Here is a 16,177-nt window from a genome sequence, read left to right as displayed (position 1 = left end):
GCTATCATCGCCCCATGCTCCTGCAGCGCATCCAGCAGCAATTCATCGACAGCGCCGACCTCAAGTACCAGAGCGCACCCATGCTGGCACCGCTGGTGGAAGCGGCCGTGGCGGCGCTGCTGGCCGGGCTCACCGGCGGCGGCAAGGTGCTCACCTGCGGCAACGGCGCGGGTTCGGCGCTGGCGCAGCTTTTCTCGGCGCACATCGTCGGTCGTTACGAACGTGAGCGACCCGGTCTGGCGGCGTTCTCGCTCTCGGGCAACGCCGCGGCGATGTCCGCCATCGCCACCGATTTCGACGGCCGTCAGGTCTATGCGCGCCAGGTGCACGCCCTGGGTCAGGCCGGCGACGTGCTGCTGGTCTTCAGCCCGGACGGGCAGGCCGGCAACCTGGTGGCCGCCGTCGAGGCAGCCCATGAACGCGAGATGACCGTGGTGGCGCTGACCGGCGCGCGCGGCGGCCGTCTCGCCGCCCAACTGAGAGACACCGACGTGCATGTGTGTGTGCCACACGAGCAGCCTGCGCGCGTGAGCGAACTGCACTTGCTCGTGCTGCACTGCCTGGCCGACGGACTGGATGCCCAGCTGCTGGGCCTGCCCGAAACCCCTTCGACCGAAACGGAGAACCCCGCATGAACCTCAAACCCTTGCCCCGCCTGGGCGCCGCCGCGCTGGCGGTGGTCTCCCTGTCCGCGGTGCTCAGCGCCTGCGCGCCCCTGGTGCTGGGCGGCGCTGCCGTGGGCACCGCCCTCGTCGCCACCGATCGCCGCAGCTCCGGCGCCCAGCTTGACGACCAGTCCATCGAACTGCGCGCGAGCAACCGCCTGCGCGACCAGGTGGGCGGTCGCGCCAACGTGTCGGTGACCAGCTACAACCGCCAGGTGCTGCTCACCGGCGAAGCCAACAGCGAGGCCACGCGCGCCGAAGTCGAGAAGATCGTGGCGGGTGTGGACAACGTGCGCAGCACCGTCAACGAGGTCAAGGTGATGAACACGCCGCCGTTGTCGCAACGCACGTCCGACACGCTGATCACCGGCCGCGTGAAGGCGGGCTTCGTGGACGCGCGCGACCTGCCGGTCACCGCCATCAAGGTCACCACGACGCATGGCATCGTCTACCTCATGGGCCGCGTGACGCAGCGCGAGGCCGATCGGGCCACCGAGATCGCGCGCAACGTCGACGGCGTGCAGCGCGTGGTACGCATTTTCGAGATCCTCACCGAAGAGGAGCTGCAGCGCCTGGCGCCAGCGCCGGCGGCGCAACCGGCGCCGGCGGCGGGCACAACGCCCAGTGCCGCCCCGCGCCAGTGAGGCCGATCACTTCAGCCGTTTGATCAGGCTCGAGGTGTCGAACCGGTTGCCGCCCATGGCCTGCACGTCGGCGTAGAACTGGTCCACCAGAGCCGTCACCGGCAGGCGTGCGCCATTGCGCTTGGCCTCGTCGAGCACGAGGCCGAGGTCCTTGCGCATCCAGTCCACCGCGAAGCCGAAGTTGAACTGGTCGGCCACCATGGTCTTGCCGCGGTTGTCCATCTGCCAGCTCTGGGCCGCGCCCTTGCCGATCACGTCGAGCACGAGGTTCATGTCCAGGCCCGCTTTCTGACCGAAGGCAATCGCCTCGGACAGGCCTTGCACGAGGCCTGCGATGCAGATCTGGTTGACCATCTTGGTGAGCTGGCCCGCGCCGCTGGCACCCATGAGCGTGAAGGCGCGCGAAAACGCCATGGCCACGGGTTTGACGGCGTCGAACGCGGGCTGATCGCCGCCGCACATGACGGTGAGCAGGCCGTTCTCGGCACCTGCCTGGCCGCCCGAGACCGGCGCGTCCACGAAGGCGATGCCCAGGGCCTTGGCGGCGGCGTAGAGCTCGCGCGCGACGTCGGCCGACGCGGTGGTGTGGTCGACGAAGATGGCGCCGGCCTTCATGCCGGCAAAGGCGCCGTCGACGCCCAGCGTGACCGCGCGCAGATCAGCGTCGTTGCCGACGCAGGCGAACACGATGTCGGCACCCGCAGCGGCCTCGCGCGGCGTGGCCTTGAAGGCGCCGCCGTGTTGCTTCGCCCAGGCCTCGGCCTTGGCGGTGGTGCGGTTGTAGACCGTGACCTGATGGCCGGCCTTGGCCAGGTGGCCCGCCATTGGGCCGCCCATGACGCCCAGGCCGAGGAAGGCGACGCGGCGCGCGGGGGTGGGTTCGTAGTTCTTGGGGTTCAAGGTGTCGTCTCCTGGGTTGTCGGTACAGCAACCCAGGGATGTTACCGAGCCCCGCTCAGACGATCGTGAGGTGCTCGGTACCGGCAGCGAGATCGAGGGTCTTTGCGCGCTGGCTGTTGAGCTTGATCTGCAGGCGCAGGTCGTTGAGCGAGTCGGCGTTGCGCAGCGCGTCTTCGTAGGTGATGAGGTTGGACTCGAAGGCCTCGAACAGCGCCTGGTCGAAGGTCTGCATGCCCATCTGGGTGCTCTTCTTCATCACTTCCTTGATCTCGGCCACCTCGCCCTTGAAGATCAGGTCGGAGATCAGGGGCGAATTGAGCAGGACCTCGACCGCGGCGAAGCGGCCCTTGTTGTCTTGCCGTGGCACCAGGCGCTGCGAGACCAGCGCGCGCAGGTTGAGCGACAGGTCCATCAGCAGCTGCGGGCGGCGTTCCTCGGGGAAGAAGTTGATGATGCGGTCCAGCGCCTGGTTGGCGCTGTTGGCGTGCAGCGTGGCCAGGCACAGGTGGCCGGTCTCGGCGAACTGGATCGCGTGCTCCATGGTTTCGCGATCACGGATCTCGCCCATCAGGATCACGTCGGGCGCCTGGCGCAGCGTGTTCTTGAGTGCGGCTTCCCAGCTGTCGGTGTCGATGCCGACTTCGCGCTGCGTCACGACGCAGTTCTTGTGTGGGTGCACGAACTCGATCGGGTCTTCCACCGTGACGATGTGGCCGTGCGAGTTCTCGTTGCGCCAGTCGACCATGGCGGCCAGCGAGGTGGACTTGCCCGAGCCCGTGGCGCCGACCAGGATGCACAGGCCGCGCTTGGACATGGCCACGTCCTTGAGCACCTGGGGCAGGCCGAGCTTGTCGATCGTGGGCAGCACCGCGGGAATCGTGCGCATCACCAGACCGATCTTGCCCTGCTGGATGAAGGCGTTGCAGCGGAAGCGCCCGATCGCCGGTGGCGAGATCGCGAAGTTGCACTCCTTGGTGCGTTCGAATTCGGCGGCCTGCTTGTCGTTCATGATGGCGCGCGCCAGCGCCAGCGTGTGGCCGGCCGTGAGCGGCTGCGGCGACACCTTGGTGACCGCGCCGTCGACCTTGATGGCGGGTGGGAATTCGGCCGTGATGAACAGGTCGCTGCCGCCGCGGCTGAGCATCAGCCGCAGCAGGTCGTTGATGAACTTGGATGCCTGATCGCGTTCCATGGTGCGGGTGCCTCAATGTTGGGCGGTGGTCATCCCGGGAAATTCTCGGGAATCTTGGCTTTGCTGCGCGCCTCGGCCGGGCTGATGATGTTGCGGCGCACGAGGTCGGCGAGGTTCTGGTCGAGCGTCTGCATGCCCACGCTGTTGCCGGTCTGGATGGCCGAGTACATCTGCGCGACCTTGGCCTCGCGGATGAGGTTGCGGATGGCGCTGGTGCCCAGCATGATTTCGTGGGCAGCCACGCGGCCGCTGCCGTCTTTGAGCTTGCACAGCGTCTGCGAGATCACCGCCACCAGCGATTCGGAGAGCATCGCGCGCACCATGTCTTTTTCTTCCGCAGGGAAGACGTCGATGATGCGGTCGATGGTCTTGGCAGCACTCGATGTGTGCAGCGTGCCGAACACGAGGTGACCGGTTTCGGCGGCCGTCATGGCCAGGCGGATGGTTTCCAGGTCGCGCATCTCACCCACGAGGATGGCGTCCGGGTCTTCACGCAGCGCCGAACGCAGCGCGTTGGCAAAGCTCAGCGTGTGCGGGCCGACCTCGCGCTGGTTCACCAGGCATTTCTTCGACTCGTGCACGAATTCCACCGGGTCTTCCACCGTCAGGATGTGGCCGTACTCGGTTTCGTTGAGGTGGTTGACCATGCCCGCCAGCGTGGTCGACTTGCCCGAACCGGTGGGGCCGGTCACCAGCACCAGGCCGCGCGGGCGCAGGGCCAGTTCACCGAAGATCTTGGGTGCGTTGAGCTGTTCGAGCGTGAGGATCTTGCTTGGAATCGTGCGGAACACGGCGCCGGCGCCGCGGTTCTGGTTGAACGCGTTGACGCGAAAACGCGCCAGACCTTCGATCTCGAACGAGAAGTCGCATTCCATGAACTCCTCGTACTGCTTGCGCTGGCTGTCGTTCATGATGTCGTACACCATGGCGTGAACAGCCTTGTGGTCGAGCGCGTCGACGTTGATGCGGCGCACGTCGCCATGCACCCGTATCATGGGTGGCAGCCCGGCGGACAGGTGCAGGTCGGAGGCCTTGTTCTTGACGCTGAAAGCCAGCAGTTGGGTGATGTCCATCCCGGGTGTTTCCGTGTTCTCTGAGGGCAGTTGAAAACGATTATGACGAGCATCGCCGCCAATCTCCAGCAAGTGCGGGAGCGGCTGTGGCGGGCCTGCGAAGCGGCTTCGCGGGACAGCGCAGAGGTTACTTTGCTGGCGGTTTCAAAGACCTTCGGAGCCGACGCCGTCCGTCAGGCCCATGCCGCCGGCCAGACGGCTTTCGGCGAAAACTATGTGCAAGAAGGCATCGACAAGATCGCGCAGGTGGCGCAAATGCTGCCGCGCGAGGCCATCGAGTGGCATTGCATCGGCCCGCTGCAGAGCAACAAGACGCGCCTGGTCGCTGCGCAATTCGATTGGGTGCAATCGGTCGATCGCCTGAAGATTGCCCAGCGCCTGAGCGAGCAGCGCCCACCCGGCCTGCCGCCGCTCAACGTGTGCCTGCAGCTCAACGTGGATGGCGGGGCAAACAAATCGGGCGTGAGCGCGGCCGAACTGCCCGCACTGGCCGACGCGGTGGCCGCACTGCCCAACCTGCGCCTGCGCGGCCTCATGAGCATCCCGGAGCCGTCACCCGACTTCGCCACCCAGAAGGCCTTGTTCCTGCGCGTGCGCGCGGCTTTCGAGGACCTGCGCGCCCGCGGCCACGCCCTGGACACGCTCTCCATGGGCATGAGCGACGACCTCGAGGCCGCGGTGGCCGCCGGCGCCACGATGGTGCGCGTGGGGCGGGCGGTGTTCGGCCACCGCCCCTTGAAGGACGCTACGGCCGCGGCTTGACCGCACCGCAGTTGGCGCTCACCCAGCGCGCCGAACCTTCAATGGTGGCGCGCTCGGGCTTGCCGCCCACCTGCGTGGTCACGTTGGTGATCGAGCTGTAGGCGCCATCGCCCTGGAAGCGGATGGTGCTGTCCCCGCTGGAGGGCGGTTCGGTGCACTGGAACGTCATCTTCATCTCGGCGGCCGAGCGTTGTGTGACCTTCGTCGTGCACTTGCCGTCGGCTGCGGGCGGCGGCTCGTTGCGCGCGGCCATCTCGGGCGTGAGGCAGTAGCGCATGCTCATGCCGCCGCCGGCCGCTGCGCCGGGCATGGACATCCCCTGCTTTGCGAGCATGTCCTGCATCATCTTGCGTTGTTCGGGGCTCATCGCGGCCATCTGCTGCTGCATCTGGGCCATGGCGGCGTCGGCCTTGGGGTTGCCTCCCATCTTCTGGGTGACTTCCCAGAGCCCGGGCTTGACGCCCTGCGCGGCTGCCAGCAGGGGGATTGCGAGTGCGAGTGCGACGGCGAGGCGGGCGGGGTGGGACATGGCGTGCTCCTTGTGACGGGGTGACCCGGTGCATTCTGGCGGTGTGCCGCCCGCCTGACCAGCCTCGATGGGGGAGGTCAAATGGGCAGGCGGCCGCTGTGCTTGACCTCTTCCATCACCGCGTAGGTGCGTGTTTCGCGCACGCCGGGCAACTGCCACAGCACGCTGCCCGCGAAGTCGCGGTAGGCGGCCATGTCGGCCATGCGGGTCTTGAGCAGGTAGTCGAAGCCACCGGCCACCATGTGGCACTCCAGGATCTCCTCGCGGACCTGCACCGCGGCCTTGAAGGCCTCGAACACGTTGGGCGTGGTGCGGTCGAGCAGCACCTCCACGAACACCAGCATGCCGCGGCCGAGCTTGTGCGGGTCGAGCCGCGCCTCGTAACCGGTGATGTAGCCGTCGCGCTGCAGGCGCTGCGTGCGCGACAGCACCGCGGTGGGGGAAAGCCCGACCGCTTCCGCCAGCTTCAGGTTGGTCAGGCGACCGTCGGCCTGCAACGCTCGCAGGATCTTCAGGTCGATGCGGTCGAGGTCGGGCAGATCGGTGGTCATGGTGAATAAAGTGCGGCAGACAGGCCTGAATCAGGAGAAAAATTCATCACCGATGCGCAGAGCATACGCATATTCACCATTCTGCAACACAGGTGCCCGCCATGCTCCACCCCGACCCGCTCCCCCCTGTCGCCCACGCCGATCGGCTGCCCGATCCTTGCCGGCCCGAGGCGGACGTGTTGGCCGATCGCCTGTCAAGCCTGGCCGCGGGCCCCGATTGGCCCGCGGTGGTGGCCGCAGCCACGCCCTGGGTGCGGGCCGTTCGTGACAACCCGCCGCCGTTCTGGGTCATGGAGCGGCTGCTCAAGGAGTACCCGATCTCCAGCGCCGAAGGCCTCGCGCTGATGCGCCTGGCCGAGGCTTTGTTGCGCGTGCCCGACGCCGAGACCGCCATCGCGCTCACGGCCGACCAGTTGGGGCGGGCCGATTTCGAGGGTGCGGGCGATGCGGTGCTGGCGCGCCTGTCGTCCACCGCCATCGGCTGGAGCAAGCGCTGGCTGCCGTCCGCGGGCGAGGCCGGCGGGCTGGTGGCCCGCCTGGGGGCGCGCACCGTGGTGGCCGCCACGCTACGCGCGGTACAGCTGCTGGGGCGCCAGTTCGTGCTGGGCCAGACGATCGAGGAGGCCCTGCGCCTGGCGCGCGCCGCGCACGCCGCGCAGCCCAACCGCGTGCACAGCTTCGACATGCTGGGCGAGGGCGCCCGCACCGACGCCGACGCCCAGCGCTACCTGGCCAGCTACACACACGCGATCGACGCCATCGCGGCCGGTGCTGATCCGCTGGGCGACCCTGCGCGCAACGATGGCCTGTCGATCAAGCTCAGCGCGCTGTGCCCGCGGTATGAACATGCCCAGCGCGAGCGCGTGCTGCAGGTGCTCGTGCCGCGCGTGTGGACGCTGTGCGAACGCGCCGCCGCCGCGCGGCTGAACCTCACCATCGACGCCGAGGAGGTCGAGCGCCTGGAGCTGTCGCTCGACGTGTTCGAGGTGCTGGTGGCGCGGGTGGCGCAGCAGTGCCCGGCCTGGTCCGGCCTCGGCCTGGCGCTGCAGGCCTACCAGACCCGCGCGGTGGAGCTGATCGGCGAGGTGGCCGCGATCGCGCGCCGGCATGGCGTGAGCCTGATGTGCCGCCTGGTCAAGGGCGCGTACTGGGACGCCGAGATCAAGCGCGCGCAGGAATTCGGTCTGGCTGGCTACCCGGTGTTCACGCGCAAGCACCGCACCGACGTGAGCTACCTCGCCTGCGCGCAAGCGCTGATCGACGCGGGCGACGTGATCTACCCGCAGTTCGCCACGCACAACGCCACCACCATCGCGGCCATCCAGCAGATGGCGCGTGCCGCTGGCGTGCCGTTCGAGCTGCAGCGCCTGCACGGCATGGGCGAAGGCATCTACCGCGAGGTGCTGCGCGACGCCACCGTGCGCTGCCGCGTATACGCGCCGGTGGGGGCACACCGCGATCTGCTGGCCTACCTCGTGCGGCGGCTGCTCGAGAACGGCGCCAACGCGTCTTTCGTGCATCAGCTGGCCGATGAGCGTGTGGGCCTGGACGAACTGCTGGCCTCGCCCATCGAGCGCTGCCGTGGCGAGGACCCGGCGCCCGCGCTGGTGCTGCCGTGTGCGCTCTACGGCGACGCGCGCCCCAACAGCCAGGGGCTTGACCTGGCGGTGGCCGCCGAGCGCGCCCGCCTGCACGCCGCCTGGGGCGTCACCACGGTGCCGACCGTGCCCGAGGCGCAGGCCGGCGACGCGATCGCCGCGGTGCCCCGCGCGCAGCAAGCCTTTGCCGCGTGGCACGCCGTGCCCGTGGCCGACCGCGCGGCCTGCCTGCGTCGCGCTGCCGACGCGATGGAGCAACGCCTGCCCACCCTGTGCGCCCTGCTCGTGAAGGAAGCGAAGAAGACCTGGGGCGATGCGATCGCCGAGGTGCGCGAGGCAGTGGACTTCCTGCGCTACTACGCCGTCGAGGCCGAGCACATCCAGGCGCCCATCGAACTGCCCGGCCCCACCGGCGAGTCGAACACGCTGCGGCTCATCGGCCGCGGCGCCTGGGTCTGCATCAGCCCCTGGAACTTCCCGCTCGCCATCTTCACCGGCCAGGTGGCCGCGGCGCTGGTCACCGGCAACACGGTACTGGCCAAGCCCGCCGAGCAGACGCCCGCGATCGCCCAGGCGGCGGTGGACCTGCTGCACGCCGCCGGTGTGCCCGCCGATGCCCTGCAACTGCTGCACGGCCCGGGCGAGACGGTGGGCGCGGCGCTGGTGGCTCAGCCGGGCGTGGCGGGCGTGGTGTTCACCGGCTCCACGCCGGTGGCCAAGGCCATCCAGCGCGCGCTGGCCGCCAAGGACGGGCCGATCGTGCCCCTGATCGCCGAGACCGGTGGTATCAACGCCATGCTGGTGGACAGCACGGCGCTGCCCGAGCAGGTGGCCGACGCCGTGGTCCAGAGCGCCTTTCGCAGCGCGGGCCAGCGCTGCTCGGCCTTGCGGCTGTTGTGCGTGCACGAGGCGGTGGCCGACGCGGTGATCGCCATGGTGCGCGGCGCCGCGGCCGAAATGGTGGTGGGCGACCCGGCCGACATGGCCACCGACGTCGGCCCGCTGATCGACGCCGAGGCCTTCGCCGGCGTGTCGCAGGCGGTCCGCGGCTTGCGCGAACGCGCGCGCGCCCTGCTGTCCGAGCGTGACGGCCTTCCGCCACAGGCGCTGGCGCCGCAGATGTTCGAGGTGGAATCCATCGCCGATGTGCGGCAGGAAATCTTCGGCCCGGTGCTGCAGGTGGTGCGCTGGTCGGGCGATCCGGCCGTTGTCATCGAGCAGATCAACGCGCTGGGCTATGGCCTCACGCTGGGTTTGCAGACGCGCATCGACAGCCGCGCGCTGGCGCTGGCGGCGCGCGCGCGCATCGGCAACGTCTACGTCAACCGCAACATGATCGGCGCCGTGGTGGGCGTGCAGCCCTTCGGTGGCGAGGGTCTGTCCGGCACCGGCCCCAAGGCCGGCGGGCCGAACTACCTGGTGCGCTTTTGCGCCGAGCAGACGCTCACCATCAACACCACCGCCGCTGGCGGCAACGTGGCGCTGTTCGCACACTGAGAAGCGGTCTGGTGTCCAGGGCCGGGCTGCGCTTACAGTCGCGCGCATCCCGAACTCCCGAGTGCCCTTCATGGCCGAGCAACCCAGCAACGACGCCGCGGAGATCCAGCGCTGGCTGGACGAACACCGCATCACCGAGATCGAATGCCTGATTCCCGACATGGCGGGCCAGGCGCGCGGCAAGATCGTGCCGCGCCACAAATACGACCCGGCCGTGGGCCTGCGCCTGCCCGAGGCTGTGCTCACCATGACGGTGACCGGCGACTACCCCGAGAAGGACTACACCTCGGTGGCCGACCCGGACATGCAACTGCGTCCGGACGCCACCACCCTGCGCCCCGTGCCCTGGGCCAAGGAACCCACCGCGCAGATCATCCACGACTGCTTCAGCTTCGACGGCAAGGGCGTGGCGCTGTCGCCGCGCAACGTGCTGCGCCGCGTGCTCAAGCTCTATGCCGACGAAGGCTGGAAGCCCATCGTGGCGCCCGAGATGGAGTTCTACCTGGTGCAGGTCGAGCCCGATGAGGACATCCCGCTCAAGGCGCCGGTGGGCCGCACCAAGCGCACCGAGGCGGGCATGCAGAGCTTCTCGATGGACGCCATCAACGAGTACGACGACATCTTCGACGTGATGTACGACTGGTGCGAGGCCGAGGGCATCCAGCTCGACACGCTGATCCACGAGATGGGCACAGCCCAGATGGAGATCAACCTCGACCACGGTGACCCGCTGCCGCTGGCCGATCAGGTGTTCCTGTTCAAGCGAACCATCCGCGAGGTGGCGATCCGCCACCAGATGTACGCCACCTTCATGGCCAAGCCCATGCAGGGCCAGCCCGGCAGCGCCATGCACATCCATCAGAGCGTTGTGGGCATCGACAACGGACAGAACATCTTCAGCCGCGCCGATGGCGAGGCGTCGGATCTGTTCTTCCACTTCATCGGGGGTCTGCAGACCTACCTGCCCGCGGCCACCGCCTTCTTCGCGCCCTACGTGAACTCGTACCGGCGCCTGTCGCGCTACACCTCGGCGCCCATCAACCTGAGCTGGGGCTATGACAACCGCACCTGCGGCCTGCGCGTGCCGCACTCGGGCCCGCAAGCGCGCCGCGTGGAAAACCGACTGGCGGGGGTGGACGTGAACCCCTACCTGGCGCTGGCGGCCAGCCTGGCCTGCGGCTACCTGGGCATGAAGCAGGGCATCAAGCCCACCGAGCCCCTCACCGGCAGCGCCTACGAGCAACCGCACCAACTGCCGCGCCACCTGGACGACGCGGTCGAGCGGCTCATGCAGTGCGCGCCGCTGGTGGACTTGTTCGGCGAGCACTTCATCCAGACCTACGGCGCCATCAAGGACACCGAGTACCGCGAGTACTTCGATGTGGTGAGCCCGTGGGAGCGGCGCTTCCTGCTGCTCAACGTCTGAACGCGCTCGGCGCGGTCACATGACCACCATGCCTGCCAAGGGGTTGGCGAGCAGGGCGTCGAGCTGTTCGATCGGCAGCGGCTTGGAGAACAGGTGCCCCTGGAACTGGTCGCAGCCCTGGTAGGTGAGGAAGTCGCGCTGCTCGACCGTCTCCACACCTTCTGCCACGACCTGCAGGCCCAGTGACTGCGCCAGCGCGATGATGGCGCGCGAGATCGCGGCATCGTTCGGGTCGGTCAGTACGTCGGCCACGAAGGCCTTGTCGATCTTGAGCTGGTCCAGCGGCAGCCGCTTGAGCACCGACAACGACGAATAGCCGACCCCGAAGTCGTCCAGCGAGAGCGTCACGCCCAGCGCCTTGAGCATGCCCATCTTCTCGATCGTGATCTCCATGCGGTCGGCCAGCAGGCTCTCGGTGAGTTCGAGCTTGAGCCGGTGCGGGCGCACGCCGCTGTTGCGGATGCACGCGACCACGGAGTCGACGAAATCGGGGTGCCGGAACTGGCGCACGCTCACGTTGACGGCGATGCTCAGGTTGGCCGTCTCGGGGCGCCGTGCCCAGGCGGCCAGCTGGGCGCACGCGGTCTCCAGCGCCCACAGGCCCAGCGGCAGGATCAGGCCGGTGTCCTCGGCCACGGGGATGAAGTCGGCCGGGAAGGTGAGGCCGCGCTCGGGGTGGTTCCAGCGCAGCAGCGCTTCCACGCCGGTGATCACGCCCGCACGGTCCACCTGCGGCTGGTAGTACAGGGCGAACTCGCCACGGCGCAGGCCGTCGCGCAGGTCGGAGCCGGTGCGCGCATTCGCGCTCATGGCGGACTGCATCGCCGGGTCGAAGAAGCACAGCGTGTTGCGGCCCAATGACTTGGCCTGATACATGGCCAGGTCGGCCTGCTTGAGTAACTCACCCACGTCGGCCAGCGTACCGCTGAAGATTGTGACGCCGATGCTGGGCGTGGCGAAGTGGTGGTGGCCGGTGAGTGCGAACGGCTCGCGCAAGGTGTTGAGCACCTTTTCGGCCAGCACGCGCGCCTTGTGCGCGGCAGCGGTGGGGTCGTTGCTCAGGTCGTCGGCCATCACCACGAACTCGTCGCCGCCCAGGCGCGCCACGAGATCGGTCTTTCGCACGCTGGCGCTCAGGCGTTGCGCCACCTTCTTGAGCAACTGGTCGCCCATCTGATGCCCCAGCGTGTCGTTGAGCATCTTGAAGTTGTCCAGGTCAATGAACAGCAGCGCGCCGTGTTGCCCGCTGCGCGCGCTGCTGGCCAGCGCCTTCTGCAGGCGGTCCTGCAGCAACTGGCGGTTCGGCAGGTCGGTCAGCGGGTCGTAGAACGCCAGGTGGCGGATCATGTCCTCGGCCGTCTTGCGCTGCGTGATGTCGCGCCCGACCGCGACCCAATGCGTCGCATCGCCGTTGCCGGACTGCACCGACACCACCTCGAGCTCGACCCAGAACATCGCGCCGTTCTTGCGTCGCACCATCAGCTCCGTGCGCGCCTTTTGCGTGTCGCGCAAGCCTTGGGTGAGCTCGCGCATCTTGGTGACGGTCGGGTCCAGTTCAAGCAGCAGCCGCGGCGACTGGCCAAGCATGTCGCTGCGTGCGTAGCCGGTCTGGGTTTCGAAAGCATCGTTGACGAACACGATGCGCGGCTCCACGTCGCGGTCGCCGGCTTCGGCGATGAGAACGATGTCGTTGAGCCGTGCGACGCTCGTCTCCAGCAGCATCAGTTGCTCCTGCGAGCGACGACGTTCTGTCACGTCCCGGAAGTAGACCGCCAACCCTTCGGCGAACGGGTAGGCGCGCACCTCCAGCCATTTGCCCAGGGACGGGAACCAGTCTTCCAGTTCCACGCGGCGATTGGTCTGCAGCGCGTTGAGCAGTTGTTCTCTCAGGCGTTGCGCCACGGCAGGCGCAAAGTCGTGCCAGAGCTCCAGACCCAGAAGATCCGCAGTGCTCTTTTGCAGCAGCCGCTCGCTCTCCTGGTTGAGGTAGGTGAAGCAGCACTGGCGGTCCAGCGTGACGAACGCTTCTGTGATGCTCGCCAGTGTCGTGGTCAACCGCATCGCCAGGCGCAAGGTTTCCTGCTGTGCCTGTTTGGTGGCCGAGATGTCGTGCACCGCGATCTGCACCCGCACCACGTCGCCCGCGTCGTCGCACACGGCGTCGCCCACCGTGCGCACCCACTTCGGGCCCACGCCCTCCAGCAGGATCTGCACCTCCTCGTCGAAAGGCTCGGCGCGCAGCGCGCAGCGCTCGATGCGCTGCCTGAGTCCGTGGCGCCACTCCGGCGCATGCCGCTCCAGCATGGCTTCCAGAGTGCCGGGCACGTCGTCACCCTCGACCGCCAGCAGCGCCAACAAGCCGGGCGAGCATTCCAGGCGCTGCCCGCTGGTTTCGATGGACCAGCTGCCCAGTCCCGCGGTGCGTTCGATCAGCGCAATCTGGCTCTGGTGGTTGCGCTGATGCGTGGTCTTGGTGGCCAGCACCTCGCGGCCACGGCGCACGGCGAGCAGCAGGTCGCAGGCCAGCTCGCACAGGGGCCGCAGCCCATGGGCGTCGCGCCGTTCCTCGCGCGGTTGTGCATCGATGAGCAGCAGCGCTGCCCCGTCGGCGCGCGCGAAGGGCAGCCAGTGCAGGTGGCGCAGGCCGCGCCTGCCGCGGCCGAGGTCCAGGTGCGACCAGCGCGACTCGCGGCCGGCGTCGGCAATCCACTCCTCGGTGGCGTCCAGGCGCTCGCACAGCGCCAGCACCACGTCCTCCTGGGCGGCATCGAGCCCGGCGCTGCCCAGCAAGTGCCAGCCCTGGCCCTCTCGTTCCAGCACCACGGCCGAGGTGATGTCGAGCTCGCGCACCAGCTGGTGGGCCACGCGGTCGAACGCGTCACGAAACTCGACGTTGTGGGGATGGGCCGCGCTGGCCAGGGAGACTTCGGTGGTCGGGCGTCGCATGGAAGGCCTAGGATAGCGACCGCTCTGGCAGCGGTCTGTGGTCTTTCACCGGGCAAGCCGGGCCCGAGTCGTGAACTTCGACACGCCTCGGGCGGGTGCGCCGGATTTTTGTAACATAGTTGTGACTTTTTGTAGCGGCTGTTCTACGATGCTTGACGGTTGTCATGAAAAAGGCGTCTCTGATGACACAGACTTGCGCCAAGCGCAGGGATCGGCCCAGCCAGGCAAGACCGGGGGAGTTGACAAAGTGAGCGCACTCGCAGAACTCAGGCAGCACAGCGACGTGACCAGCCTGAAATCCGCCCTGCACCAGCTGTGCAGCGAGTTCGGCCGCATCACGCGTCTGGACATTCTCACGGCCATGCACGAGGGCACCAAGCAGGCCATCTGCTTCCTGCGCATGGAGCGCCCGGAGCAGGAACAACAGCTCATGAAGAGCCTGGGCGTGGGCCGCTTCGGCGGCGAAGTCGTGTTCGTGCTCAATCTCAACGTGCCCGCCAAGCAGCAGGAATTCGGCCCCTCGTCGCAGTGGGCCGACTCCGACATTTACTGAGCGCGGCTCACGCTCCCCCCTTGCAATCGCCTTTGCAGGCCCAGGTCGTCGAGTGGCTTGCGCGGCCAGGCGACCTCGTGCGCCGGGGTCAGCCCTTGCTGCTGGTCGAGGCCATGAAGATGGAACACGAACTGCGGGCCGATGCCGATGGTCGGCTTGCCGAATGCCTCGTGGCACCGGGCGAGGCGGTGCAGGCGGGTGACCCGCTCTGGCGCATCGACCCGCTGGCATCACCGCAGTCCGCCGAGGGCGCCGACCCCGGGCCCGCCGCACAGACACCCACCGAACGCGAGGACCTGCGCCGCTGGCGCGAGCGCATGGCCTTCGTGGCCGACGCCGCGCGCCCCGAGGCCGTGGCGCGTCGACACGCACAGGGCCTGCGCACCGCGCGCGAGAACGTCGCCGACCTGTGCGATCCCGGCAGCTTCATCGAGTACGGGGCGCTGGCGGTGGCCGCACAGCGCACGCGGCGCAGCGAGGCCGACCTGATCGCCAACACCCCGGGCGACGGCATGGTCACGGGCATCGGCGCGGTCAACGGCGCACTGTTCGGCCCCGAGCGCGCGCGCACCGCCGTGCTGGCCTACGACGCCACGGTGCTGGCCGGCACCCAGGGCATGCGCAACCACCAGAAGACCGACCGCCTGCTCGGGATCGCGCACGACCAGCAATTGCCGGTGGTTCTGTTTGCCGAGGGCGGTGGCGGGCGCCCTGGCGACACCGACATGCCCATCGTGGCCGGTTTGCACGTGGGCACGTTTGCCGCGATGGCGCGCCTGTCGGGGCGGGTGCCGACCATCGGCATCGCCGCAGGGCGATGCTTTGCCGGCAACGCGGCACTGCTGGGGTGTTGTGATTTGATCATCGCCACGCGCGGCAGCAACATCGGCATGGGTGGGCCCGCCATGGTCGAAGGAGCCGGCCTGGGCCGGTATGCGCCCGAGGACATCGGGCCCGCTTCCTTGCAACACGCCAACGGTGTCATCGACATCCTGGTGGAGAACGAGGCGCAGGCCGTGGCCGCGGCGCGTCAGTGCCTGGCGATGTTCCAGGGCGTCACCCAAGCGGGCGACCCGCCTGAGGGTGCCTTGTTGCGCGAGGTGCTGCCCGACAGCCGCGTGCGCAGCTACGACAGCCGCCCGGTGGTGCTGGGGCTGGCCGACGGGGGCAGTGTGGTCTGGCTGCGCGAGGGCTTCGGCCAGGCGGTGCACACGGCCCTGGGCCGCCTGGGCGGCCGCGCGGTCGGCTTCGTGGCCAGCAATCCGCAGCACCTGGGCGGCGCCGTGGATGCCGATGCAGCGGACAAACTCGCGCGCTTCATGCAGTTGTGCGATGCGCGCGGCCTGCCCCTGGTCAGCCTGATCGACACACCCGGTTTCATGGTGGGGCCCGACGTGGAAGCCCGAGCGCAGGTGCGCCACGTGAGCCGCCTGTTCGTCATCGCAGCAGCGCTGCGCGTGCCGTTCTTCAGCGTCGTCTTGCGAAAAGCCTTCGGCCTGGGAGCCATGGGCTTGAGCGGCGGCGGCTTGCATGCCCCGGGTTTCACCGTGGCCTGGCCCAGCGCGGAGTTTGGCGCCATGGGGCTGGAAGGCGCGGTGCGCCTGGGCTACCGCAAGGAGCTGGAGGCCTTGCCCGAGGGGCCGCAGCGCCAGGCCCTGTTCGACGAACTGCTGGCCCGGCAGGTGGCACAGGGCGCAGCGATCCCGATGGCGACCACGCTGGAGATCGACGCCGTCATCGACCCGGCCGAGACGCGCGACTGGCTGCTTCGTGGCTTGGCCGGCGCACGCGTGCGCGAGGACCGGCCGGCGCGCTACGTCGATCCCTGGTGAATCGGGATC

Annotated in this window: 12 protein-coding genes and 1 pseudogene; 7 read left to right on the top strand and 6 right to left on the bottom strand. The window is 68.5% G+C overall.

Annotated features, from left to right (window positions below; translation table 11 throughout):
• Positions 1-14: 14 nt before the first annotated feature.
• Both M3149_RS05310 and M3149_RS05305 read left to right on the top strand, forming a co-directional pair.
• Entirely contained in the window at positions 15-635 is a 621-nt protein-coding gene (locus tag M3149_RS05310) for an SIS domain-containing protein (RefSeq protein ID WP_251708287.1), read from the top strand.
• Entirely contained in the window at positions 632-1,309 is a 678-nt protein-coding gene (locus M3149_RS05305; RefSeq protein ID WP_251708286.1) for a BON domain-containing protein, read from the top strand. The genes M3149_RS05310 and M3149_RS05305 overlap by 4 nt, the downstream gene beginning before the upstream one ends.
• 6 nt (positions 1,310-1,315) lie before the next feature.
• Here the strand turns inward: M3149_RS05305 and M3149_RS05300 are convergent, their stop codons facing one another.
• The 3 genes from M3149_RS05300 to M3149_RS05290 are packed head-to-tail and all read right to left on the bottom strand — an operon-like array spanning position 1,316 to position 4,474.
• On the bottom strand, positions 1,316-2,209 hold the full coding sequence (locus tag M3149_RS05300; protein WP_251708285.1) for an NAD(P)-dependent oxidoreductase: 894 nt from the start codon (positions 2,207-2,209) through the stop codon (positions 1,316-1,318).
• A gap of 55 nt (positions 2,210-2,264) precedes the next feature.
• Entirely contained in the window at positions 2,265-3,401 is a 1,137-nt protein-coding gene (locus M3149_RS05295) for a PilT/PilU family type 4a pilus ATPase (RefSeq protein WP_251708284.1), read from the bottom strand.
• Positions 3,402-3,430: 29 nt separating this feature from the next.
• Positions 3,431-4,474 (bottom strand): type IV pilus twitching motility protein PilT, encoded by a 1,044-nt coding sequence (locus M3149_RS05290; RefSeq protein ID WP_251708283.1) that lies wholly within the window; start codon positions 4,472-4,474, stop codon positions 3,431-3,433.
• Between the two features lie 42 nt (positions 4,475-4,516).
• Between M3149_RS05290 and M3149_RS05285 the strand changes: the two genes are divergently transcribed.
• The gene (locus M3149_RS05285) at positions 4,517-5,236 is read left to right on the top strand and encodes a YggS family pyridoxal phosphate-dependent enzyme (RefSeq protein ID WP_251708282.1); all 720 of its coding nucleotides are present in this window, start codon (positions 4,517-4,519) and stop codon (positions 5,234-5,236) included.
• Here the strand turns inward: M3149_RS05285 and M3149_RS05280 are convergent.
• Together M3149_RS05280 and M3149_RS05275 are read right to left on the bottom strand one after the other, a co-directional pair.
• Complete coding sequence (locus M3149_RS05280; protein WP_251708281.1) at positions 5,220-5,765, bottom strand: DUF3617 domain-containing protein; 546 nt, start codon at positions 5,763-5,765, stop codon at positions 5,220-5,222. The two genes, M3149_RS05285 and M3149_RS05280, sit on opposite strands and share 17 nt — an antisense overlap.
• A gap of 77 nt (positions 5,766-5,842) precedes the next feature.
• Positions 5,843-6,316, bottom strand: coding sequence for an Lrp/AsnC ligand binding domain-containing protein (locus tag M3149_RS05275; protein ID WP_251708280.1), 474 nt, complete (start codon positions 6,314-6,316; stop codon positions 5,843-5,845).
• Between the two features lie 101 nt (positions 6,317-6,417).
• Between M3149_RS05275 and M3149_RS05270 the strand changes: the two genes are divergently transcribed.
• A complete protein-coding gene (locus M3149_RS05270) occupies positions 6,418-9,411 on the top strand; it encodes an L-glutamate gamma-semialdehyde dehydrogenase (protein ID WP_251708279.1) in 2,994 nt (997 codons plus the stop codon).
• Positions 9,412-9,481: 70 nt separating this feature from the next.
• The gene (locus M3149_RS05265) at positions 9,482-10,837 is read left to right on the top strand and encodes a glutamine synthetase family protein (protein WP_251708278.1); all 1,356 of its coding nucleotides are present in this window, start codon (positions 9,482-9,484) and stop codon (positions 10,835-10,837) included.
• Positions 10,838-10,852: 15 nt separating this feature from the next.
• On the opposite strand, the gene M3149_RS05260 is transcribed toward M3149_RS05265, so the two are convergent.
• Positions 10,853-13,783 carry a sensor domain-containing protein gene (locus M3149_RS05260; RefSeq protein ID WP_251708277.1) on the bottom strand — a complete coding sequence of 977 codons (2,931 nt, stop codon included), beginning with the start codon at positions 13,781-13,783 and terminating at the stop codon, positions 10,853-10,855.
• Between the two features lie 247 nt (positions 13,784-14,030).
• On the opposite strand from M3149_RS05260, the gene M3149_RS05255 reads away from it, so the two are divergent.
• Entirely contained in the window at positions 14,031-14,336 is a 306-nt protein-coding gene (locus M3149_RS05255) for an RNA recognition motif domain-containing protein (RefSeq protein WP_251708276.1), read from the top strand.
• 20 nt (positions 14,337-14,356) lie between these two features.
• Positions 14,357-16,168, top strand: a pseudogene (locus M3149_RS05250) (carboxyl transferase domain-containing protein); the annotation flags it as partial.
• Positions 16,169-16,177: the final 9 nt, after the last annotated feature.

The organism is Hydrogenophaga intermedia (assembly GCF_023715105.1).
GTDB classification, from domain to species: Bacteria; Pseudomonadota; Gammaproteobacteria; order Burkholderiales; family Burkholderiaceae_C; genus Hydrogenophaga; species Hydrogenophaga intermedia_A.
This window is presented reverse-complemented; position numbering and strand designations above follow the sequence as displayed.

What these genes read in the sequence shown, in the direction of transcription:
- M3149_RS05280 (WP_251708281.1), bottom strand. Translation starts at nt 5,765, where the DNA reads ATGTCCCACCCCGCCCGCCTCGCCGTCGCACTCGCACTCGCAATCCCC.
- M3149_RS05270 (WP_251708279.1), top strand. Translation starts at nt 6,418, where the DNA reads ATGCTCCACCCCGACCCGCTCCCCCCTGTCGCCCACGCCGATCGGCTG.
- M3149_RS05260 (WP_251708277.1), bottom strand. Translation starts at nt 13,783, where the DNA reads ATGCGACGCCCGACCACCGAAGTCTCCCTGGCCAGCGCGGCCCATCCC.
- M3149_RS05305 (WP_251708286.1), top strand. Translation starts at nt 632, where the DNA reads ATGAACCTCAAACCCTTGCCCCGCCTGGGCGCCGCCGCGCTGGCGGTG.
- M3149_RS05295 (WP_251708284.1), bottom strand. Translation starts at nt 3,401, where the DNA reads ATGGAACGCGATCAGGCATCCAAGTTCATCAACGACCTGCTGCGGCTG.
- M3149_RS05310 (WP_251708287.1), top strand. Translation starts at nt 15, where the DNA reads ATGCTCCTGCAGCGCATCCAGCAGCAATTCATCGACAGCGCCGACCTC.
- M3149_RS05265 (WP_251708278.1), top strand. Translation starts at nt 9,482, where the DNA reads ATGGCCGAGCAACCCAGCAACGACGCCGCGGAGATCCAGCGCTGGCTG.
- M3149_RS05275 (WP_251708280.1), bottom strand. Translation starts at nt 6,316, where the DNA reads ATGACCACCGATCTGCCCGACCTCGACCGCATCGACCTGAAGATCCTG.
- M3149_RS05290 (WP_251708283.1), bottom strand. Translation starts at nt 4,474, where the DNA reads ATGGACATCACCCAACTGCTGGCTTTCAGCGTCAAGAACAAGGCCTCC.
- M3149_RS05285 (WP_251708282.1), top strand. Translation starts at nt 4,517, where the DNA reads ATGACGAGCATCGCCGCCAATCTCCAGCAAGTGCGGGAGCGGCTGTGG.